Source organism: Parabacteroides sp. (assembly GCF_977054455.1).
In genome coordinates, this window is the sequence record NZ_CDRTCT010000008.1 from 114,312 (window position 1) to 137,532 (window position 23,221).

Genomic DNA, 23,221 nt, shown 5'->3' on the forward strand with positions numbered 1-23,221 from the left:
ATGAGAAAAACATGGATTTTGATGGCAGTCTGTGCCGTAATGCTTTCCGGAATGGAAGCTCTTGCATGCACAGGACTGCTGGTAGGAAAGAAAGCCTCGGTCGACGGTTCCGTTATGATCAGTTATGCGGCGGATTCACATACGTTATATGGGGAACTGTATCGCTGGCCGGCAGCTACCTGGCCGAAAGGGGCAATGCTGGATATCATCGAGTGGGATACCCATAAACCGCTGGGACAGATCCCGCAGGTGGAACAGACCTATTCTGTAGTCGGTAACATGAATGAACATCAGGTTGCGATTACGGAAAGCACTTTCGGGGGCCGTTCCGAGTTGGTCGACACGACTGGCATCATGGACTATGGCAGTCTGATTTATGTCGCTTTGCAACGTTCCAAGACGGCGCGGGAGGCTATCCAGGTCATGACCGGGCTGGTTAAGGATTACGGCTACTATAGCAGTGGGGAAACATTCTCTATTGCCGATAAGAACGAAGCCTGGGTGATGGAAATGATCGGTAAAGGCCCTGGCAATAAAGGGGCTGTCTGGGTAGCTATCCGTATTCCGGACGATTGTATTTCGGCTCATGCCAACCAATCCCGTATCCAGCAGATCCCGTTTGATGATAAGGAGAACTGCATCTATTCACCGGATGTTGTCTCTTTTGCCCGTGAAAAAGGTTATTTCAGTGGGAAGGATAAGGATTTCAGCTTCCAGAAAGCCTATTGTCCGTATGATTTCGGTTCCTTGCGTGGTTGTGAAGCTCGTGTATGGTCTTTCTTCCGCAAATACGATAAATCGATGGATCAATATGCAGACCTGATCAAGGGCGATGTGACGAAGAAGCCGATGCCTTTGTATGTCAAGCCTGATCGTTTGCTGTCTGTTCAGGATGTGCAGAATGGCATGCGCGACCATTTTGAAGGTACGGATCTGGATATGACGAAGGATGCCGGTGCCGGTCCTTACAAGGTTCCGTATCGTTGGCGTCCGATGACTTTCGAAGTGGACGGCCAGGAATATACGAACGAGCGTGCGATTGCTACGCAACAGACCGGTTTTGTGATTGTTCCGCAGATGCGTAACTGGTTGCCGGATGCTGTCGGTGGTATTCTTTGGTTCGGTGTGGATGATGCGGATATGGCTGTCTTTACGCCTGTCTATTGTTCGGTGACAGCTTCTCCCGAATGTTATCGCGTCGGAAACGGTGATATGATGAATTTCTCCTGGACATCCGCTTTCTGGATCCATAACTGGGTGGCTAATATGGCGTATGGCAAATATAGCTATATGATTCAGGATATCCGTCCGGTTCAGCAGGAGTTGGAGAACGGTTATCAACAGACAGTTCCGGCTATCGATAAGGCGGCAATGGAATTGTATGCCAAGGATCCGGCGGAAGCGGTCAGGTTCCTCACTTGGTTCAGTTCTACGACTGCCGACCAGGCAACGGCCCGTTGGAAAAAATTGGGAGAATACCTGTTAGTCAAATATATGGACGGTAATGTGAAGAAGGAAGAAAACGGTCAATTCAAACAGAATGGTTACGGATTATCCGAATATCCGGATTTCCCCGGCTACGATGAAGACTATTACCGTAGTATTGTAAAGAGCGCAGGTGATAAATTAAAAGTAAAATAATATGCCTTTATAGGAAAAAATACTATATTTGGCGATAGATATTGTTGAACTAAATAAGAAAAGTATGAAAAAATTAATTGTTATGTTGATGTTGACGCTGTTTAGTATAGGTGCGTATGCACAGACACAGCAGGGTCAATCTTCATTCGGTTTCAACTTAGGTTACAACTTTAATGATGTCGGCAATGCTACTTTAGGCATCGATTATCGTTATTGTGTAACGGATGCGTTTCGTTTGACCCCGTCTATTACTCATTTAGTAAAGAATGATGGGTTAAGTGCATGGGCAATCGATATGAATGCTCATTATGTATTTAAATTGAGTGAGATGTTCGGTTTTTATCCGTTGGCAGGCTTAAGCCTTTCGTTTTGGAAAGCAGGTCCTTGGGATGCAACTCGTTTTGGAGCCAATATCGGCTTGGGAGGTGAAGTGTATGCGACAGATCGGGTTTCTGTCGGCTTGGAAGCCAAGTATAATATTATAAAAGATTTGGATGCCGCAGCGTTGGCTGTCCGTGTCGGATATAATTTTTAAGTAACCGGATTTTTGTACAATAAGAAGGGGAGTGGCGGCACATCCCCTTTTTATTTTTATGTTCGTTCTACCACTGTTCGTATTCTTCGAACGTAATGTTTTGGAAATCGGGTATGACCTGATAGACCTTGTCTTTTAAAGACTCTTCGGAATTGGTCGTGCTAAGTCCGATAACCCGCATACCTGCATTGGTCCCGGCCTGTATTCCGGCAAAAGAATCTTCAAAAACCAGACTGTCGGAAGGTGATACATGCAGGTCGGAGGCGGCAAGCAAATAACACATCGGATCAGGTTTCCCTTTTGTGATCCGGTCGGCGCTCACGACCGTATCGAACAGATTGTCGAGTTTCAAAAGGCGGAAGGCCCGTTTTAGCTTGGCATCGTCGGAGCTGGTGACCAAACCGACTTTTACATCTTTGCTTTTCAGAAGATGGATAAACTCCATCGCACCCGGAACCGGTGGAAAAGGCATCTGCTGTTCGAATTCCATTGATTCGCGGGTTACCATTTCCTTAAATTCTTCAGATCGGTCGGAAAAATACTTCTCCAATATATAAGGTAATGTCGTCCCTTTGATATGGGATGCGAAATTGGGAATTCCTGTCTGGTAGCGTTCTCCCGCTTCGTTCCAGTAAATATCGTAAATAGGTTCTGTGTCTACAACCACACCGTCGAAATCAAAAAAGGCAGTCTTCATAAACTGTTGTTTCATAAAAATCCATTCATTTATAATAATTTGAATGCAAATATACTTCTTATTGGAGTATAATTAGTTACATTTGCGTAAAATCACAAAAATCGTTAGACCATGAAGACACGATTTGTTATCCTCGTTGTTGCTTTATTTTGTTTTGTACCCTTCTCACAGGCACAGTCATTGGCAGACCGTATTGGAGTTTGTACCTCTGTGAATAAAGCTTCTTTATTGAAACAAGCCGGTTGTTCGTATGTGGAGATCGGCATCCGTTCTTTTTTGGTGCCGGATAAACCGGACAGTGTTTTTGCCGCGAATTTGAAGGAGGCAAGAGATGCCGTATTGCCGCTATATTCTGGAAACAGTTTTTTCCCCGGAGATCTCCGGCTGACCGGACCGGATGTTTGCCTGGATAAGATTATGGAATATGGAAAGATTGCGATCAGGCGTGCGCAGGAAGCCGGGGTTAAGGTTCTGGTGCTGGGAAGTGGAAGTGCCCGCAATATTCCTGACGGTTTCAGCAGGGAAGAGGCTGTCGGGCAATTTGCTGCCTTATGCCGGAAACTTGCCGAGTATGCGGCCGGCCATGATGTCTGTATCGTGATCGAGCCTTTACAAAGTTCGGAAACCAATTTTATCAATACGGTACGCGAAGGAACGGAAATAGCCGAAGCGGTCAATCATCCTAATTTGGGCGTATTGGCGGACTTCTTCCACATGCTGCGTGAAAATGAAGATGCCGGGGCGCTTATCGATGCCGGTAAATGGCTGAAGCATTGCCATATCGCGGAAAAGGAGATCCGGTCGGCTCCGGGAGTGAAAGGAGATGACTTTACGCCGTTTTTTAAGGCTTTGCACGATGCCGGGTACGCCGGGGCGCTCTCTATTGAATGTAAATGGGAGAACATGGATAATCAATTGGCGGCTTCGGTTGCTGTAATTAAAGAACAAATTCATAAATCTTATTGACTTTTTTGAGATTTAATGTTGTGGAAGTGTAAAAACTTATATCTTTGTGCACGTACACATGTTTTTTAACGAAAGGAAATTGATTGTCTAACTAATATAGTATCAGAAAAAGCAAATGAAAGCGTATTTGAAATTAGCAGCTTTGTCTCTGACTTTGCTGTGTGGTGCCTGCCAACCTAACGACGGATGGCAGAAGTTGTTTAATGGTAAGGACCTTACCGGCTTCAAGCAGTTGAACGGAGAAGCCCCTTACCGTGTGGAAGACGGTTGTTTGGTCGGTAAATCCGTCTCTGGCCAACCGAATAGTTTTATGGCAACAGAGTTGGATTATGGCGATTTCATTCTGGAATTTGAAGTGAAGTGCGATCCGAGCTTAAACTCCGGAGTGCAGTTCCGTAGCGAGAGTTTGCCGGATTATCAGAATGGGCGTGTACACGGTTATCAGTGTGAAATAGACCCGTCCGACCGTGCCTGGAGCGGTGGTGTTTATGATGAAGCACGCCGTGGCTGGCTGGTTCCTTTGACGGATAATGATGCCGGTCGCGCTGCTTACAAAAGAGATGACTGGAATAAGTATCGGATTGAAGCTATCGGTAACAGCATTCGTATCTGGTTGAACGGTGTGAATACAGCCAATTTGGTAGACGACATGACTCCGAAGGGCTTTATCGCTTTCCAGGTTCATGGAATCGGTAAAGATATGTCTAAAGAGGGCAAGGAAATTTGGTGGCGTAATATCCGTATTAAGACGGAAAATCTGGAAGCCGAGCGTATGCAGGGCCAACTGGCACCGGAAGTGAACTGTATTCCGAACACGCTGACAGAAACGGAAAAAGCGGCCGGTTGGAAACTGTTGTTCGATGGCAGGACTTCTAACGGATGGCGTGGTGCCGGACAGGAAACATTCCCGGAAAACGGATGGAAGATCGAAAATGGCGAACTGACTGTTATGAAGAATGGCGGTCCGGAAGGTAAAAGAGGCGGCGATATCCTGACTGTCGATGAGTTTGGTGCATTTGAACTGAGCTTTGAGTTCAAATTGACGGAAGGTGCAAATAGCGGTATGAAATATTTAATCCAGGAAAGCGAGAAGAATAAAGGTTTTGTGATCGGTCCGGAATACCAGGTGTTGGATGACAAGCTGCATCCGGATGCCAAACTGTACACGACTTATCCCGGTAGCCGTACGGTTTCCAGCTTGTACGATATTATCCCTGCGAAAAACAAACGCTTCAATGGTGTCGGACAGTGGAACAAGGGAGTTATCAAAGTATTCCCAAACAAACATGTCGAACATTGGATGAACGGCTTTAAGACCCTTGAGTATGATTGGGCATCGGATGCATTCCTGGAAGTCGTGAAGGGCAGCAAGTTTGCTAAGAAAGAATATAATGAATTCGGTGGTTTCGGTACTGCCGATAAAGGTCATATCCTTTTGCAGGATCACTGGGACGAAGTTTCTTTCCGGAATATCAAGATTAGAGAACTCAAATAGTTTACTAAAAAATAGGAACCATGACAACACGTAGAAATTTCCTTAAACACAGCGCCTTAGGCGCAGCCGGTCTGACTATTGGCGGACTGGGGTTCAGCACAGAGAGTTACGCTAACATAATGGGCGCAAACGAGAAGATTCGTGTGGGTATCGTCGGCTTTTCAGACCGTGCCCGCCATTCTCTGATTCCTGCTTTTATGGCTTGTGCCGACGAGTTGGGATTTGAAATCGTCGCTATTTCCGACATCTGGAAACGGCGCAGAGAAGAAGGCGTTGCTTTCTTCCAGGAGAAATATGGAAAGAAAGTGAAAGCCTTCCGTAACAACGAAGAACTGTATGACGCAAAAATGTGCGATGCCGTGATCGTTGCCACTTCCGACTTCCAGCACGCCTTGCACTGCATCGAAGCGGTTCAAGCCGGATGCGATGCTTATGTAGAGAAACCTTTTGCTGAAACGATGGAGGATGCCCGTGCCGCCCGCAAAGCTGTGTTGGAAAGTGGAAAGATCGTGCAGATTGGTTCCCAACGCCGTTCGGCGCCCAATTATCATGCTGCTAACGACTTTATCCGTTCCGGTAAGTTCGGTAAGATCACGATGGTGGAAATGTGCTGGAACGTTAACCAGCCCGGACGCTGGCGCCGTCCGGCTTTGGTTGCACAATGTTTTGAGAAGGATACTGACTGGAAGCGTTTCCTGCTGAATCGTCCGTACGAAGAATGGGACCCGCGTAAATATTTGGAATATCGCCTGTTCTGGCCGTATTCTTCCGGCATTCCCGGTCAGTGGATGTCACATCAGATCGATACGGTGCACTGGTTTACCGGTTGTAACCACCCGAATAGTGTAGCTGCCAATGGCGGAATCTATCAATGGAATGACGGACGCCGCAGTTATGACACGATGACGGCTGTGTTCGATTATGGGAAAGCCGGTGAGAATTTCCAAGTGGTCTATTCCTCCCGTATGCATAACTCGGCAGGCGGAACAAAAGAATTGTACTTCTCCAATGGCGGTACGTTGAATCTGGATACGAATAAAGTGACATCGGAAGGTGGATTGACCAAACGTTTCGCTGATGAAATGGGCATGCAACCGAACCTGTTGGAAGAATTCGAATTGCCTTCTATCAAGGTGGAAACGGGTTCCAATACAGGAGCCGATCCGATGACAAACCTGCACATGCGTAACTGGATGGAATGCGTGAAGAGCCGCAAGCAACCGAATGCTCCGGTAGATGCCGGTTATAATCATTCCATTGCCAACATCATGTGTACTGCTTCCCTTCGTACAGGGGAAAAAGCGACATTCGATGAAGCAAGGCAGGAAGTGCTTGCCGGCGGCAAAGTCTTTAAATATTGATTATTCGTTCTGTAAAAAGCTGCACAGTACGATTCTTTGACGTACGTCAGCGATAACATTCTTTGTGGAGGTAAGTAGACTGAATGTGTACTTATCTCCATAATTTTTTTGGATCGTTTCCAAGTCTTTCACCGTGCAGAATATAAAGCCGCTTACCGGCTGTTCCTGCCCGAAGTTATGGAACTTGTTACCTAAATAGAAGTTCAGCCCGTAAAGATTGGCGTATGTCTTCAGATCATTCATCACATACATATTCATATCATCCAACGGATATTCTTTCTGGACCTGCTCGGCAAAAGGACGGGCGGAACTTCCCTGGCGTATGCCGCGCATGACAACTCCGTCGATCAGCAAGTTAATGGCAAAGGCCAATGCTATCGTCGCATACAGGATCTTAATGTTGATCTTCTTGAACATCTGATAATAGACAGTCGCCAGAATAGCCAAAAGGACTATCAGGATACAAATTGTCAGCCCGCAGGGATACGCGAACATATTCGACACCAACTCGACCGTTTCCAGTGTCGATTGGCGGCTTGTGTACTGGATTGCGATCTTGACAGGATCGATTGCTCCGGCCATTGTCAGGCCTACGGCGATCATGACAACGGCTGTGACGGAAGCCATGAAAGCGGCGAATACGCGGGTTACTTTCGTCCGGTATTCCGTAATATATAAAGTATATTGAGCCAGGAAAATAGCGATAAACGGATAGGCCGGCATCAGATAGACACTTCGTTTACTGGAAGGTATCGAATAGAAGAAAATGATACAAACCAATGCAACCAAACTGAACAGTTTTTCTTTTTCCATCGACTGGATCCTATTCCAGATACCGGCCAGTATCTCTTTCGCCGACTTTTCCGGCTTGTGCAGTTTTAATCCGAATAAAGAGAAAAAGAAGAAGATCGTCCAGGGTACAAATCCCGCAGCCAATGTCATGAAGTTGTACCAGACTCCGTTTTCGTGCCCTAAATTGTAATGGATGTCAGGCGTGCTGAGATGGAAGAAACGTCCGAAATTCTCTGCCAGCACCACATTCAGAAATGCATCGCCTCCCTGTTTCCAGGCAGCAACATACCACAACAAGGGCAGGAACATAGAAGAAATGCCGGCATAAAGAAGCGCTTTGAATATCTCTAAATAAGAGTATTTACGAAGCATCAGCAGATAGACGCCGAAGACAAACAGCGGCAGGATAATCCCCACAGGCCCTTTCGTCAGTACGGCACATCCCAATAAGGCGGGAACGGCGATCGGAACCCCTTTCAGTTCCAGCTTGTCTTCCCATCGGTATAGCTGGTAAAGCCCGATCACCATAAAGGTCGTCAGCAGCATATCCACACGCGTGGTCATGGCTGCCCGGTGTATCTCGATACAGGTGATGAGCAATAGCGTGGCGATGAACGCCTGCTGGAACCGCAACCGTTTGCCAAAGAAAACCAGCGTGAAGCCGATCAATGTGATAAAGGCCAGCGCAGACGGCAGGCGGGAAGTGAACTCGGAGACATACCCCTGCGGCAAGGAGGCGACTGCCATCAGCCAATGTGCCAACGGCGGCTTATAAGCAAATTCGTTCGCATAGACCTGTGGCAAGACCCAGTTGCCGGTTTCGAGCATGGAAACGGCAACCGCCGCTTCGCGGGGTTCTCCTTTAGTCGAAAAATCTCCCACTCCGATCCAGGGAAGGACAGAGATTATGCAAATGACGATAACCATCGTTACCGGCTTTTGCAGATAAAGATATTGAAGAGTAGGTGTGCGCATAGTTTAAATCGGTAAGGAGCTTCCGCCCCATTGAATATATTTTCTAAACTACAAAAGAACGACTTTTTACGGACTTTTTGTTCATTTCGGGAAACTTTTTTATGTTCCTAAACATTCTTTGATGGAAAGCCGGATGATATCCGCATCTTCTTTATTCTCTTTCAGAATGGAGAGGATGAGGTTTAAATAACTCTCCTTATTGCTGATGCCGCAATATTTGCAGAGCTGGGACTGAGGCAACATCCCTTTCTGATTGTAGACGCGAAGGATGTTTTTGTAATCTCCGGTTTCGGCAAACTGAATGAATTTCTCCTTGATTCCCGCATATATTTCGTCTACATGTACGGTGTCGCGGATGCTTTCCACATGTTCGGTCAGTTCGTCCACCGTACTCATCTTCCGGTTCAGAGCCGTTTCCAACTTCTTCTGTACGCGGTGGCGGGCATGAAGCAGAACCTGGCTTTCGAGGTCCTTCAGGAAAAGTCTGATCACGTTTTCTTTGACCTGGTTGAAGACCTGCTCGGGATCTTTCATCAGCCGGCCGGCAACGGTCTTGATAACCGGTTCCAGCATCAGCAGGTTTTCGACTTCGGCAACGTTGGGAACATAGATATGTTGTTCGCGCAGGTAAGCGATTTCTCCTTCCGTGCGACGGTCACGGTCGACGATCCCTTTGGAATCCAGCGTATGGAAATCTTTCAGCTGGGCGAAAGCCTTTGTCGTTTCGATTACTTTCTGGCAACCTCCCATCGGTTTTACCTTGTAGTCGGGGAAGATAAGCGGGTAGAGGCGGCTGTCTATGCTGTTGGAGTCGGTCCCTTCGATGAACAGGATCGGTTTGCGGCTGCCTAAGATCTCCATATAGACCTCTTCCGGGAAGCTGTCGTTGTTTTCGATCAGTTCGTAGTCCCATATCCGGGCGTCCCCATTGTAAGAACGTATCCAGAGGCGCTTGCTGTTGTCGCGGGAGGCGGCGAAGTCGATGTCGTGCGTCAGATACACGTATGTGCAATCCGGACGCATGGCTTCTATCTCGTCCCACAAAGGATTTTTGATGGAGTCGTGGAGCAGGACTTCCGGCTCTTCAATGATTAACAACGCATTGTCGGGAGCACAGAGCACGGCGCCTATCAGATAGAACACCAGCTTTTCGCCGTCGCTCATCCGGCCGGCCGTATAAGAGTCTCCGTCGATGCTGGTGGAGGCCAGTTCAATAAAGCCCGATTTGCGTACGAGGCGGTTATGCGGGAACATCTTCTCCCAAATCGTCTGGATGCGGTCTATCTTGGTGACCGGCGGCAATAGGTCGGGTGTCAGCTTGCTTTCTTCCTTATACTGGACGGCAGCTTCGAATTCTTCGGTTTGCAGGTGCAGGATCAGCTTTTCATATTCAGACATGCGCGGCAGGAAAAGCCGTTCCGCAATCATGGACTGGAGCCTGGCCAGTTCGTTGCCGTCCGCCGGAGCCTTGTTCTCTTCGCTGCTAAGGAAGAGGGAATGCATTCCGGATATCCATACGCTTTGCCCGGCGTAGCGTTGGTGCAAGTTTCTGCCGAAGGAGCTTTTACCGGCTCCGTTAGCCCCGATTACGACCAGCACTTTCGTGTCGAGGGCAACGGGGGCTGAAGTATTTTGATTGGTAGGAAGAATTAAATCCATAACAGGTCTCCAATTAGTTTCCCCAAAGGTAAATAAAAATTTCATAGGCGGGAAACAAAAGTTTCGTAGGCATGAAACAAAAGTTCCATAGGCACGGAACAAGAGTTTCATGCCTATGGAACTTTATTTTCTTCCGTATGTACGGACGGTTTAGTAAGCTCGTGCGAACAATACGCGCTGTGCGGAAGGTTGGCCCGTCACCATGCACTTGCCCGGAGTCTTGTCGCCGTCCAGCGGAATACAGCGGATCGTGGCTTTCGTTTCGTTCTTCACCAGTTCTTCCGTTTCGGGTGTTCCGTCCCAGTGAGCCATGATGAAGTAGCCTTCTTCGATCTTTTCCTTAAACTCTTCGTAGGTGTCGACTGTAATCGTCTTTTCCGTGCGGTGGTCGAGCGCTTTCCGGAAGATGTTCTTCTGGATTTCTTCCAGCAGGTTCTGAACGTATGTTTCGATGTTGTCGCAAGTCACGGTTTCTTTTTCCAGCGTATCGCGACGCATCACTTCGATCGTATTGTTCTCCAGGTCGCGTCCGCCCATGGCCAGACGTACGGGAACGCCTTTCAGTTCGTATTCGGCGAACTTCCATCCCGGCTTCTTGTTGTCGGCATCGTCGAACTTGACGGAGATGCCCAACGCTTTCAGCTTGGCAACGATGCCGTTTACCTTTTCGCTGATCTGCGCCAACTGCTCTTCGCTGCGGTAGATCGGGATGATGACCACCTGGATAGGAGCGAGGTGAGGAGGCAATACCAGACCGTTGTCGTCGGAATGGGACATGATCAGGGCGCCGATCAGGCGGGTTGAAACCCCCCATGAAGTGGCCCAGGCGTAGTCGCTCTTTCCGTTCTTGTCGATAAAGGTAACGTCGAATGCCTTGCCGAAGTTCTGTCCCAAGAAGTGGGAAGTACCGGCTTGCAGCGCTTTTCCGTCCTGCATCATCGCTTCGATCGTATAGGTGTCCAATGCACCGGCGAAACGTTCGCTTGCCGACTTGACACCTTTGATGACCGGCATCGCCATATAGTTTTCGGCAAAGTCGGCATATACTTCCTGCATCTTCTTTGCTTCGATTTCGGCTTCTTCGCGTGTCGCGTGGGCGGTATGTCCTTCCTGCCACAGGAATTCTGCGGTACGGAGGAAGAGGCGGGTACGCATTTCCCAACGCATCACGTTTGCCCACTGGTTACAAAGAATAGGCAGGTCGCGGTAAGACTGGATCCAGTTGCGATAGGTGTTCCAGATAATTGTCTCGGATGTCGGACGGATAATCAGTTCTTCTTCCAGCTTGGCGGCCGGGTCGACCACGACACCTGTACCGTCGTGGTTTGTTTTCAGACGATAATGCGTGACAACGGCACATTCTTTGGCGAAGCCTTCCACATGTTCGGCTTCCTTGCTCAGGAATGATTTCGGGATCAGCAAGGGGAAGTAAGCGTTTACGTGACCTGTTTCCTTGAACATATCGTCGAGGATACGTTGCATCTTTTCCCAAATCGCATATCCGTAAGGCTTGATCACCATACAGCCGCGTACGGCGGAGTTTTCCGCCAGATCCGCTTTGATTACCAGATCCTGGTACCACTGCGAGTAGTTCACACTTCTCGGAGTCAGTTCTTTCAGCTCTTTTGCCATTTCCTTATAATTCTATATGTTTTTTCTATTGATTCCAATTATGACGCGCAAAGGTACAAAAATATTTGTACTTATTATTCCTGCTGCTTGATCGCTTGCAAATATTTGCCTACAATTTCCATATGTTCCTTAAATGCTTCTTTTTGGTATCGTTCCAGCAATTCCGGATGTTTATTCTTTTTTAGAACGTACAGACAAGCATAAAATTGTATGGAACAAAAAAGGCCGTTCCCCGAAAGAAGCGGCCTTTTATTTATGGATAAGGATTATTCTTATTTGTAAGCTTCGCCCTTAACAGCTGCGATGCCCGGAAGAACTTTGCCTTCGATGGCTTCCAGCAGAGCGCCGCCACCGGTAGAAACGTAAGAAACACCGCTTGCCAGACCGAACTTGTTGACACAAGCTACGGAGTCGCCGCCACCTACTAATGAGAAAGCGCCGTTCTTGGTTGCTTCAACGATCGCTTCGCCGACTGCGCGGGAACCGTCTGTGAAGTTTTCGAATTCGAATACGCCCGTAGGACCGTTCCACAGGATCGTCTTGGAGTTCTTGATCACTTCGGCATAAAGAGCGATCGTCTTCGGACCGATGTCAAGGCCTTCCCATCCGTCAGGGATTTCGTTTACGTTCGCATAAGCGGTCTTGGCGTCGTTGCTGAAATCGTCGGCGATCTTGGCGTCAACGGCCAATACCAGGTTTACACCTTTTTCTTTTGCTTTCTTCATCAGGTCGAGAGCCAGATCCAACTTGTCGTCTTCGCAGATCGATTTGCCGATCTTGCCACCCATGGCCTTCGTGAATGTATAAGTCATACCGCCGGTGATGATCAAGTTGTCTACCTTGTTCAACAGGTTTTCGATGATCTCGATCTTCGAAGAGACCTTGGAACCGCCCATGATTGCAGTAAACGGACGAGCGATGTCGTTCAATACCTTTTCGACAGCTTTTACTTCTTTTTCCATCAGGTAGCCGAACATCTTGTGGTCGGTGTCGAAATAATCGGCGATCAATGCCGTAGAAGCGTGAGCACGGTGAGCCGTACCGAATGCGTCATTTACATAGCAGTCGGCATAAGAGGCCAATCTTTTTGTAAATTCTTTCTGGCTTTCCTTAACGGCTTTCTTGGCAGCTTTCTTTTCTTCGTCCGTAGCATCTTCAGCCAAACCTCTCGGCTTGCCTTCTTCTTCAGCATAGAAACGGAGGTTTTCAAGCAACAATGCTTCGCCCGGCTGCAGAGCGGCGGCCTTGGCGCCGGCTTCTTCGCCGATACAGTCGTTAGCAAACTGAACATCGACACCCAACAGTTCGGAAACGTGTTTCAGGATGTGCTTCAGTGAATATTTGTCAGTAACGCCTTTCGGACGTCCCAGGTGAGAACCGATGATTACACTACCACCGTCTGCCAAAATCTTTTTCAGAGTAGGAAGGGCGGCACGGATACGAGTGTCGTCTGTGATGTTGAAGTTTTCGTCCAGGGGAACGTTGAAGTCAACTCTTACAAATGCCTTTTTGCCGGCAAAATTGAAATTGTCAATTGATTGCATAACTCTTATATTTAAGTTCTGTATTAAAATATCCTGCTTAGCGGACGCAAACTTACACAAAAATATTCTATTTCGTTGTTTCAAGTTCTATAAATTATCGGCATAAATAAAAAACATCCCTGCTCTGCAGTTTCTGCATGGATGCTTTGAATAGAGGAAGTCGTCCGTTTTGCGCTTTGTTCGGAATCGGTTTTGTCCATTTGGGCGTTTCCCTTATTGTCTTATTCTTAAAAAAGTCATTGGTCCAAATCGAAACTACTACCGCGTCTAATTCGATTTTGTACCCCATATAATTCGAATTTCCCGCAAGGGTAATATTTTTTAACAAACAGGGGCTTCTTGTATATTGTTGTGGCTTATGTATTTATGCGATATGCTTGTTTCGGGAGGGGATATTGTATTTTCTTGACGCAAATCGGAGTAGGGCGGCGAGGTGTCTTGGGAATACCTTTCCGGCCTGTCAGGTGCAGGAATAAGGTGTTCCCAAGGCGAGTTGTTCGGCTGTGGAGCTATAGGACGCTAAAGGTCATTCGGTCAGTTTGAAACGCAGGCGCAGCCGTCCGTTGGCATAATCGTATGTTAGCATTTTGAAATGTCCGATTTCAGCCGTGTTATCGACATGCGCTCCGATACACGCGCAAGCGTCATAGTCTCCGATGCGGACAATGCGCAACGTTTCGCTTGCGTCTTCCGGCAACTTGCTGAGATCGACGATCTTTCCGGCTTCCGCTTTCGGCACAAATTCGATTGTAACCGGCAGATGCCGGTCGATCACCTCATTTATCCGGCGTTCCACCTCTTCCATCATTTCGGCGGTCGGTTCTTCCTGCAACTCGTAGTCGCATTTGCTCTTTTTCCGTTCTATATGCGCATTCTTTGAACGGGGACAACCGAACATACGAACCATTGTCTGGTTCAAAATATGTTCAGCCGTATGCATAGGAGGATATTCCTGTTTGTTGTGCTCGTTTAATTGGATTTCCTGTTCCATAATTCGACTTCATTCTTTAATATACTATATACATTAATGTCTACATATTCACCGGATACCAGCAATTCGCCATCCCGCTCCGTGCCTTCAAATGTGAATCCCAGACGTTTGGGGATTGCGTTGCTCGGTAAGTTGCCGACGGCGCACCGGATTTGGATGCGGTTCATGTCTCGTTCGCGGACAGCCCATTGGCAGAGATAACGGACGGCATTCGTGACGATTCCTTTTCCCCGGTAGGCGGGAAGCAGCCAGTAACCTATTTCCGTACGATGGTTGGGTGCATCGGTGAAATGGAAACCCGCCAGCCCGCAGATCGTTTCCCCTTGTTCCAAAACGTAGACCGGATCGCGTTGCTCGTAAGGAACGGACAATACGGATTGCAGGAATCCCTCTTCGTCTGCAACGCCCTTGAGGTTATCGACAAAAGGCAACCAGATACGCAGGTCTTCCCGGTTTTTATCGATCGCATCGAAAATAAGGGTTGCATCTTCCATAGCCGCTTCCCGGATCGTACAATCGGGAATGCCTATCGGAAGGGAGTGAGGACGGATCGTTTTTTCGAAAGCTTTCCTTGCACTGTTGTTCCGGTAATACACTTCGCCACAGTAGTTGAATCCTAACGTGTCGATCAGGCGAAGCATGTAGGCATTGTCATATTTCGTGTCCACACGGAAATTGTAGACGCCTTTCTTGCGGCTCACCTCTTCTGCTTGCAACATAAACTGTTTTGCCATGCCCTGCCGCTTCATCTCATCGGCAATGGCAAGGCGGTGGACGATGACGTATGGCAGGTCGTTCGGCCATTTGCCTTCTATATTTTGATAAACAGGTTCGCCGTCGAACGAAATGACTCCGTATGCAACAACCCGGTCTTCCCGGCAAATGACGTATCCGTTTCCGTCCTGTATGTCCTGACGGATATGTTCGATAGCCGGATAGTTCTCGTCCCATTGTTGACTTCCAAGACGTTGCATTTGGGCTTTTGCCTGCCCGATAATTTGCCAGATTCGTTCGAGGTCTTTCTCTTCTGCTTTTCGGAATGTGTCCGATGTTCCGGAGATCGTCATGTGTCTGTTGAATTTATTGTTATGAATCGCCAAAGATAGTTTTTATTTTTATTTGCCATTCCCTCGGTGATGTTTGTTTTTGCAATAAAATTCTTATAACCCGATCACTCCACTGTGGACGGCTGTTGGTCTTCATGCCGGTTTATTTCGATTATATGCAACTCATTAGCCAAATATGGCAGCTTATCCTGCCACCTCTATTTTTCGGCGGCCTTTCCCGTAATTTTGCGTTAGGATAAACTAATATGGATTTCTGATGAGACAAATTTTGAATTTACTATTATTTGCATTTGTCCCTTTTGTCGCAGAAGCACAGGAATATTCTCTTGAACAATATTTAGAAAGAGTGAAGCAGGAGAATGTGAGTATCAAAAAGGCACAAAATGAAACGAGGCAAAGTGAAGAAGATGTGAAAATGGCTCGTTCCGAATATCTGCCCGATATCAGAGCCAATCTCGGTTATCGGCGTGATTTTAATGCCAGTTATATGTATGTGAATAGCGAAAAGGGAGGGATGGAAGGACTACCCGGCAAGTTCCCTGTGAATTTTAAGAATACACTGAATGGAGCGGTCACACTGGAACAGTCCGTTTATAATGCACCTGCCCTTGCTAATCGGAAGATAGCCAAGTTGGCGAATGCCTACGCAAACTTGTTGCAGGAAGACCTGACTAATGAGGTGGTGAAACAAGGAACCCTCCTTTTTTATCAGTTGCTCTATGCGAAGGAATCCTTGGTCGTTTTCGAGGAGGACAGTGCATTGGCACAAAATCAATACCAACAGGTCTGTGAAATGTTCGCAAACGGACTTGCCAGTGAGTTTTCCATGAAGCAGTCCGAACTTTATTATCAGCAGACATTACCGGATATTGAGAATGCCCGGAAAACAGTCGTAAACCTGATGCGCAAGCTTCGCCTGCTTGCCAATATAGCGGAAGAAGAACCTTTTGATATAACAGGCAAAATCGAGGCTCCCGAAGCTGTCCCCGTGAGTGACAACGACGAAGCCTTCCCCGGCAACACGCTAAAAATGGAACAAAGCCTCAGACGTATGGATATGGCAAAGCAGGAAGTCGCTTTATCCAAGTCCGCATTTATGCCTAAAATAACTTTAGAACTGGGGTATACCTTAGATACTTATGACGATAAGTTCCGGTTCAAAGATCGAAACGGGGTCGGTCATGGATCCATCAACCTGAGCATCCCTATTTTTTCAGGAGGATACAACAAATCCAAAGTGCGTAAATCACGGATCGCTTATGAAAAAAGCAAGATGGAATATCTGGATTTAGGAAACCGGTTGGAAATAGATTATCAGAATTTATTAACAGACAAAAAGGCTGCTCTTACCCAAATCACGATCAACCGGAAGATGGTGGAATTGGCAGGTAGGGAAATACAGGCTTCGGAAGAAAAACTAAGTCTTGGATTGATTACAAATCTTGAACTTCGTGAAACACGTATTTCCTATATTCAGGCAAAATTACAACTGCTCAATGCGACTTTAGATTATCAAACTGCAATAGTGAACATTAAAAACTTGCTGAAATAATAAATAGAAAAAGACTATGAATATGAAAAAGATAGGAATGATAGCAGGCATGACATTCTCTTTAGTGGTAGGGGCAGCCTGTGGTGGAAACCATACTGGACAGCCTCATGTAGAGAGCCCAAAAGACGAAGCGATAATCGTCAGCACTGACCGAATGGCGTATAGCGATGGTAGTGAGGATAAACTCTATCATGCGGATTTGGAATATGCACGCTCTTTCAAGTTTGCGCCGCAGACCGACGGCATTGCTACCAGAGTGATGATACGCCCCGGACAAAAGGTGGCCGAAGGACAAATGCTTATTGCTTATCCGCCACAGAATTACCAATTACAGGTGGAACAGCAACAGGCCATTTATAGAGACTTGCAAAACAAACTCGTAAAACAGAAAGCGCTTCTCACCAAAGGATTCGTAGCCCGGCAAACGGTGGATGATCTCGAACTGGAGGTGGAGAATAAAGCCAAAGAAATACGGATAATGGAGGAACAATATGTGGTGAAAGCTCCGTTTTCGGGCACTGTAACGGATGTGTCCGTGACCCAAGGAGACCATGTGACGCCTGGCACACCGCTTTTTATCCTGTCTGAAATGGATGAACTGGCTGCGGAGTTCTTTGTCTCTTTGGAAGAGGCGTTTCAGATAAAAGAAGGAGACAGCGTAATTCTTGAATTGGGTTCACTTCCCGAATGGCAGGGCAGGGTGGTACGGAAAAGCGCCATCATGGATGATGCACGCAAGGCTTATAGGATCAGGGCGGAATTCAACAATCGGCACGATATGGCTGTAGGAGGAATGACTGCCAATGTCCGGATGAAACTGGCAGGGAGCGGGAACTCCATTCGTGTGCCATTGACGGCTGTAGCTTCTGTAGGAGGAAAGGATATGATTTATAAATGTGTTCACGGACGTGCTGTGGCCACTCCTGTGCGTATCGCCCGTATCGTGGGACAGCAGGCTGTTATCGAAGGAGACATTGAACCGGGAGACGAGTATGTTACCGTCGGAATAGAAAAAATATCAGATGAATCGCCCATCAATATAATGAATTCCGACTTATGAAAATTACGAAATTTGCGATAGAACGTCCCGTCACAACTACAATGCTTTTCATTGCATTGGCGTTTTTTGGAGTGATGGCTTATACGAACATCGGGGTCAATATGATGCCGAAGGTGAACAGTCCCTCCATCATGGTGACTACTGTTCTTCCCGGAGCCACTCCCGAAGAGCTGGAAAAGAGTGTGACCGAGAAGATAGAGAAAGAGGTTTCCGGGTTGAGTAACCTGAAACGGGTCATCTCTTACTCGATGGAAAATGTATCGACCGTGCAGGCCGAATTCCGTTCGAGTAAGAACGAGAATGAGGCAATGAACGAAGTCAAGGAAAAAGTAGAGTTGGCTATGGCGGAGATGCCGCAGTCCATCGAACGTCCGTTGATACAGAAAACGAATATTGCCGATGTTCCCGTACTGACCATCGTAATGAGCGGCAATAAATCGGGGAAGGAACTTTACGACCTTGCCGACAATAAACTGAGGAATCTCTTTACCCGCATCAACGGCGTCACCAAAGTGAATATTGTCGGCGGAGAGAAACGTGAGATAAAGATTCTGGCTGATATGCGTCGCGCTGCCGAGTTGGGGTTGGACCTCACTCAGGCCGGAGAAGCCATCCGGGCTGCCAATACGAAACTGCCCGGCGGCACGTACGATTACGACGGAATGAATTTTTCCATAGAAACCGGTCAGGAAGTATCTTCTCCTCAGGCTATCGGCGAGTTGATGATTTCTCACAAAGGCTATCCGTTGTCTGTCCGGGAGTTTGCTACGGTCAGCGACAGCATCGAACGCCCAACGAACAAATCAACTTTTCATGACTTGAAGAATGACCTGTATTACAGCAATGTCGTAACGCTCAACATACTCAAGGAACCGAATGCCAATGAAGTGAAATTGGCAAGGGCCATCAAAGAGAAACTCCCGGATTTCGAAAAGGAGTTGCCCGAAGAGGTGTCGCTCAGCATACCATACGATAACTCGGCTTATACGGAAAGTGCTGTAGACGATGCTTTGCTGAATGTTATTCTCGGTATCATTCTCACGGGGGCTATTCTATATCTTTTTATCGGCGACTATCGCACGGTGATCATCGTGAGTATATCCATTCCCGTATCCCTCATAGCCAGCTTCATTGTCTTGAAACAACTGAATGCCACACTCAACATGATGACGCTGATGAGTTTTGCTGTTTCTATCGGGGCGCTGATATCCAACTCCATTGTGGTGATTGAGAATATTATCCGTTTGAAAAAGGAAGGAATGCCCATCAAGCAGGCGGCCATAGAAGGAACGTCCGAAGTGACAATGGCAGTGATTGCCTCCACGGGTACCAATCTGGTGGTTTTCCTGCCAATGGCGATGATGAGTTCTATGATCGGGGTATATTTTGTGGAGTATGCGCTGACCATCTCCGTCGCTACCGTCTTCTCGTTGCTCGTGTCGTTCACCTTGACGCCCATGCTTGCCAGCGTTCTGTTGAAGAAGGATTTGAAAATCACAAAGTTCAACCGTTTCCTCGACCGTATATTCGAACGCCTTTCCGAACGTTACGGACGTTCGTTGGAAAAGCTTTTGGCAAAAAAACGGCGGGGAATCCTACTCTTTGCCTCTATGATGGTCATTTTTATCGCTTCTTTCGGTCTGTTTAAATTTATCGACTTCGATTTCATGCCGAAAGAGGACATGAGCCGAGTGTTTTTGGAAGTGGAACTTCCAGCAGGCTCCTCGTTGCAAACTTCGGGAGAGTCTGCCAAGCAACTGGAAAAGCTGATCATGCAGTATCCCGAAGTGGAGGCTATCCAAACGGTAATCGGTGAGAAGGGTATCATGCCTAAAGGGCCGAATCTGCTAAAAATCATAGCACACCTTTCGCCGGCAGCCGGACGGGAAAGAAGCAATGTACAATTGGCGGAAATGCTGAAGAAGCAACTCGACAGCATCCCGTCGGTCAAAGCATTGGTATCTGCCAACGGTATTGAGGGCGGTTTGCCGATTTCCTTTATGCTGCAATCGGAAAACCCGGAAGATCTCAAAGCCACGGCTGCCAGGGTGGTGGCGGCATTGCAGGATATGGAAGAAATTTCCGGCTACGAGGCGAACAACCGGAACGGTAACCGTCTTATCCGTGTCATCCCGCGGCAAGAGACTGTTTCGAGACTCAATCTGACCGTATTCGATGTGGCAACCGCTATCAACAGCGCGATAAACGGCATCAAAGTAGGCGTCTACAAAGAGAAAGGAAAGGAGTATGACATTCGTATCAGCTATAACGAAGGTGACATCAGCGATATATCCCGCATTAAGAATATTCCCGTTCTGGTGAATGGAGAGCATTACACGGTGGAACGGTTGGCAGACATATCCTACGACATATCCCAGGCACAAATCTATCACGTCAACAAGCTCCCCACAGTGGAGTTCGGCATCATGCCCAAAGACAATGTTTCGGATATGGAGATGCAGGGTAAAATCACCCGGTTGATGAAGGAACTTCAGCCACCCAAATCCGTGACTGTGAAATGGGCGGGTATGGCCGAAGATATGGACGAGTCGTTGCGTGAAATGTCGTTTACATTAATTCTGTCTATCCTATTACTATATATGTTGATAGCTTCGTTGCTTGAAAACTTCTGGCATCCGTTCCTGTTACTTACCACGTTGCCGATGGCGATGATTGGAGTGCTGGTGCTTGTCTTCCTCAGTGGAACGTCAATGAATATGCTTTCGCTGATTGCCATCATCACCTTGTTGGGGTTGGCGGTGAACGACAGTATCTTGATATACGATTACAACCGGCAATTGCTTGACCGGGGAGAATCGCTACATCAAGCCACCGTTCAGTCTGCAAAAACCAAACTGAAAACGGTGATAATGACCAGCGTGGCTATCGCTGTAGGCACATTGCCCAATGCGCTTGAGTTCGGTGGAGGGGCAGGCGCAGCTTTCCGCACGCCGATGGCATTGGTTACTATCGGAGGTATCATCACCTCTACTGTCTTGACACTGTATGTGGTTCCTTCTTTATTTTACATGGCAAAAAATCGTAAAAACAATAAATAGGATGAATAAAAAAATTGCAGTTCATGCAGGCATAGTATTGCAGCTAATGAACAATACGCAGGGGCTAACTTATATGGAATTGAAAGAGAAAAGCCAATTTTCGGACAAAGAGCTGAGTATGGCGATAGGATGGTTGGCGTGTGAAAATAAAATTTTGTTCTCATCAGATGATGATAAATTGTATCTAAATAGCTACTTTTACTTTTAAAAACAAGAGTATGCAGCAAAAGAGCTATATGAACTGGCAGACAGCTTGCTGTCTTGCAACCTTGATGACACTGATGTTTGTGTTGCCGCTTTTTTCGCCCCTCTATCTCAAGATGATGGGGGGCGAGATGTTCGGCTTTATCGGTTCCGTGCCCAAATATGTATCTTTACTATACAGTGCCGGAAGCTTCTTTATACTCATACTTCTGCTTTTTGTTTTTGATTTCCAGATATTGAAGAGGGAAGTTGTAGCAACAAAACGAAACGTTTCTATTGTGGGTGGGGTGTCTCTGATTGTACTGTTATTCAGCCTCATACAATTATTTATATATAATATCTTATTCACGTCAGAGAATGTATGGACGACTTTTTCCGGAATATTCGGAGCTATTTTACTGACTAATTTATCGCTTGCGCTAATCGTCGTATCCATTTCATATATCATTTATTTATCTGAAAAACGTCAAATTTTGGCTCTTCAATATGAATCTCTCAAGGTGGAGAACATGCAGATACGCTACCAAGCACTCAAAAATCAGGTCGACCCTCACTTTTTGTTTAACACAATGAGTATTCTCGATTCGCTGGTGGATGAAGACAGGCAGAGAACGCACGAATATATCCAACGGTTTTCGTCAGTCTATCGCTATATATTACAAAATAAAGAGACGGTGACGCTCGATGAAGAACTGCGTTTCATCAATGATTATTTCGGTCTGCTGCAAGTCCGCTACGGAGAGAGCCTCCAAATTGAAATGACGATAGACGATGCACTGAAGAAATACTCGGTAGTCCCTTTGAGTTTACAGATATTGATGGAAAATACCGTAAAACACAACGTCATCTCCTTGCGACATCCCCTCCATATCACCATTCAAACTACCGATGACCATGAATTGGTAGTCAGCAACAATTATCAACCCAAACCCATGCCAAGTACAGGTGCGGGTATTGGTTTGGCAAACCTGTCCGAACGATATATGTTGAAATGGCAGAAAAACATCACCATCGAACAGACCGATGAGGTCTTCAAAGTTACCTTACCTTTAGTTTTTGAATTTTCTAAAACTACGTAAATCATGAAAGTAATCATCCTGGAAGACGAACAACTGACAGCCCAGAAGTTGATCCGTCTGTTGAAAGAACTAATGCCTGATGCAGAAGTTATCGGGGTGTTGCAATCTGTCAGCGAAAGTGTTGAATGGTTCGCTAATAACCTGATGCCCGATTTGGTTTTTATGGACATACACTTGGCGGATAATCTCTCATTTTCTATATTCGACAGTGTGGAAATAACCTGCCCGATCATATTCACTACCGCATACGATGAATACGCTTTGAAAGCGTTTGAAGTAAATAGTATTGACTATCTGCTAAAACCGGTCAGCCGCAGTTCCTTACAACGGGCACTGGACAAATTGAACCGCTTTACCGCGGTTCATGGGGCGCAGGAGCACATCGAGTTGATCAAAAAGGTAGCCGATACGATACTCCGAGGATCCACTTCCTATAAATCGTCGCTGTTGGTCTCTATCGGCGATAGGCTGATACCTATTAAAGTCGGCAATATCGCTTATTTTTATCTGGAAGATAAAAATGCGGTAGCTGTGCAATATGATGGTACAAAAAGACGTATTGGCGGCTTGCTCGATGACCTGATGAAGCAACTTGACCCCGTTATGTTCTATCGGGCAAATCGGCAGTTTATCGTATCCAAGGCCGCTGTAACTGACATTACAACTTGGTTTGGCAATCGTGTTGTAATTAATCTTAGCGTGCCTGCACCGGAACGTATCGTTGTCAGTCGAACCAAGGTGCAAGAATTCAAGAAGTGGTTCACGGAGTAATAAAGAATGGAATATCATAATGATAAGTTGTAAAGCCCGTTTTTATAAACATTTGCTATTCTTAACCAGGTAATTCTAATCAAAACAGTTTAATTTTTGTTATAAACATAGATTTAAGTCTGAAACGGTCTAAACAATTTA

The 23,221-nt window shown here is 46.7% G+C and carries 18 protein-coding genes; 11 read left to right on the plus strand and 7 right to left on the minus strand.

Going from position 1 to position 23,221, the window contains the following annotated elements; all coding sequences use genetic code 11:
• Together ACW6QF_RS05645 and ACW6QF_RS05650 are read left to right on the plus strand one after the other, a co-directional pair.
• Positions 1-1,641, plus strand: coding sequence for a dipeptidase (locus tag ACW6QF_RS05645; RefSeq protein ID WP_456087110.1), 1,641 nt, complete (start codon positions 1-3; stop codon positions 1,639-1,641).
• A gap of 64 nt (positions 1,642-1,705) precedes the next feature.
• The gene (locus ACW6QF_RS05650) at positions 1,706-2,176 is read left to right on the plus strand and encodes an outer membrane beta-barrel protein (protein WP_298552342.1); all 471 of its coding nucleotides are present in this window, start codon (positions 1,706-1,708) and stop codon (positions 2,174-2,176) included.
• 67 nt (positions 2,177-2,243) lie between these two features.
• Here ACW6QF_RS05650 and ACW6QF_RS05655 read toward each other — a convergent pair whose 3' ends face one another.
• Entirely contained in the window at positions 2,244-2,888 is a 645-nt protein-coding gene (locus tag ACW6QF_RS05655) for an HAD family hydrolase (RefSeq protein ID WP_456087111.1), read from the minus strand.
• Positions 2,889-2,984: 96 nt separating this feature from the next.
• Between ACW6QF_RS05655 and ACW6QF_RS05660 the strand changes: the two genes are divergently transcribed.
• The 3 genes from ACW6QF_RS05660 to ACW6QF_RS05670 all read left to right on the plus strand — a co-directional run bounded on the left by ACW6QF_RS05660 (position 2,985) and on the right by ACW6QF_RS05670 (position 6,695).
• Positions 2,985-3,839: a sugar phosphate isomerase/epimerase family protein gene (locus ACW6QF_RS05660; protein ID WP_456087112.1), complete on the plus strand. Its 855-nt coding sequence runs from the start codon at positions 2,985-2,987 to the stop codon at positions 3,837-3,839.
• Between the two features lie 115 nt (positions 3,840-3,954).
• Positions 3,955-5,334 (plus strand): 3-keto-disaccharide hydrolase, encoded by a 1,380-nt coding sequence (locus ACW6QF_RS05665; RefSeq protein ID WP_456087113.1) that lies wholly within the window; start codon positions 3,955-3,957, stop codon positions 5,332-5,334.
• Positions 5,335-5,354: 20 nt separating this feature from the next.
• On the plus strand, positions 5,355-6,695 hold the full coding sequence (locus ACW6QF_RS05670) for a Gfo/Idh/MocA family oxidoreductase (protein ID WP_456087114.1): 1,341 nt from the start codon (positions 5,355-5,357) through the stop codon (positions 6,693-6,695).
• Here the strand turns inward: ACW6QF_RS05670 and ACW6QF_RS05675 are convergent, their stop codons facing one another.
• The 6 genes from ACW6QF_RS05675 to ACW6QF_RS05700 all read right to left on the minus strand — a co-directional run bounded on the left by ACW6QF_RS05675 (position 6,696) and on the right by ACW6QF_RS05700 (position 15,355).
• A complete protein-coding gene (locus ACW6QF_RS05675; RefSeq protein WP_456087115.1) occupies positions 6,696-8,462 on the minus strand; it encodes an ArnT family glycosyltransferase in 1,767 nt (588 codons plus the stop codon).
• Positions 8,463-8,561: 99 nt separating this feature from the next.
• A complete protein-coding gene (locus tag ACW6QF_RS05680; RefSeq protein WP_456087116.1) occupies positions 8,562-10,121 on the minus strand; it encodes a DUF4435 domain-containing protein in 1,560 nt (519 codons plus the stop codon).
• A gap of 150 nt (positions 10,122-10,271) precedes the next feature.
• Positions 10,272-11,753, minus strand: coding sequence for a proline--tRNA ligase (gene proS / locus ACW6QF_RS05685; protein WP_298552357.1), 1,482 nt, complete (start codon positions 11,751-11,753; stop codon positions 10,272-10,274).
• 272 nt (positions 11,754-12,025) lie between these two features.
• Positions 12,026-13,297 carry a phosphoglycerate kinase gene (locus tag ACW6QF_RS05690; protein WP_298552359.1) on the minus strand — a complete coding sequence of 424 codons (1,272 nt, stop codon included), beginning with the start codon at positions 13,295-13,297 and terminating at the stop codon, positions 12,026-12,028.
• Between the two features lie 526 nt (positions 13,298-13,823).
• On the minus strand, positions 13,824-14,288 hold the full coding sequence (locus ACW6QF_RS05695; protein ID WP_456087117.1) for a hypothetical protein: 465 nt from the start codon (positions 14,286-14,288) through the stop codon (positions 13,824-13,826).
• The gene (locus tag ACW6QF_RS05700; protein ID WP_456087118.1) at positions 14,267-15,355 is read right to left on the minus strand and encodes a GNAT family N-acetyltransferase; all 1,089 of its coding nucleotides are present in this window, start codon (positions 15,353-15,355) and stop codon (positions 14,267-14,269) included. Before ACW6QF_RS05700 ends, ACW6QF_RS05695 begins: the two co-directional genes overlap by 22 nt.
• A 256-nt stretch (positions 15,356-15,611) precedes the next feature.
• Here ACW6QF_RS05700 and ACW6QF_RS05705 point away from each other — a divergent pair, with 256 nt between their 5' ends.
• The 6 genes from ACW6QF_RS05705 to ACW6QF_RS05730 are packed head-to-tail and all read left to right on the plus strand — an operon-like array spanning position 15,612 to position 23,080.
• Positions 15,612-16,907 (plus strand): TolC family protein, encoded by a 1,296-nt coding sequence (locus ACW6QF_RS05705; protein WP_456087119.1) that lies wholly within the window; start codon positions 15,612-15,614, stop codon positions 16,905-16,907.
• Positions 16,908-16,929: 22 nt separating this feature from the next.
• The gene (locus tag ACW6QF_RS05710) at positions 16,930-17,967 is read left to right on the plus strand and encodes an efflux RND transporter periplasmic adaptor subunit (RefSeq protein ID WP_456087120.1); all 1,038 of its coding nucleotides are present in this window, start codon (positions 16,930-16,932) and stop codon (positions 17,965-17,967) included.
• Positions 17,964-21,026 (plus strand): efflux RND transporter permease subunit, encoded by a 3,063-nt coding sequence (locus ACW6QF_RS05715; RefSeq protein ID WP_456087121.1) that lies wholly within the window; start codon positions 17,964-17,966, stop codon positions 21,024-21,026. Before ACW6QF_RS05710 ends, ACW6QF_RS05715 begins: the two co-directional genes overlap by 4 nt.
• Before the next feature lies 1 nt (position 21,027).
• Entirely contained in the window at positions 21,028-21,234 is a 207-nt protein-coding gene (locus ACW6QF_RS05720; protein ID WP_456087122.1) for a winged helix-turn-helix domain-containing protein, read from the plus strand.
• Positions 21,235-21,244: 10 nt separating this feature from the next.
• Positions 21,245-22,309 (plus strand): sensor histidine kinase, encoded by a 1,065-nt coding sequence (locus ACW6QF_RS05725; RefSeq protein WP_456087123.1) that lies wholly within the window; start codon positions 21,245-21,247, stop codon positions 22,307-22,309.
• 3 nt (positions 22,310-22,312) lie between these two features.
• Positions 22,313-23,080, plus strand: a complete 768-nt coding sequence (locus ACW6QF_RS05730; RefSeq protein ID WP_456087124.1) for a LytR/AlgR family response regulator transcription factor — start codon at positions 22,313-22,315, stop codon at positions 23,078-23,080.
• Positions 23,081-23,221: the final 141 nt, after the last annotated feature.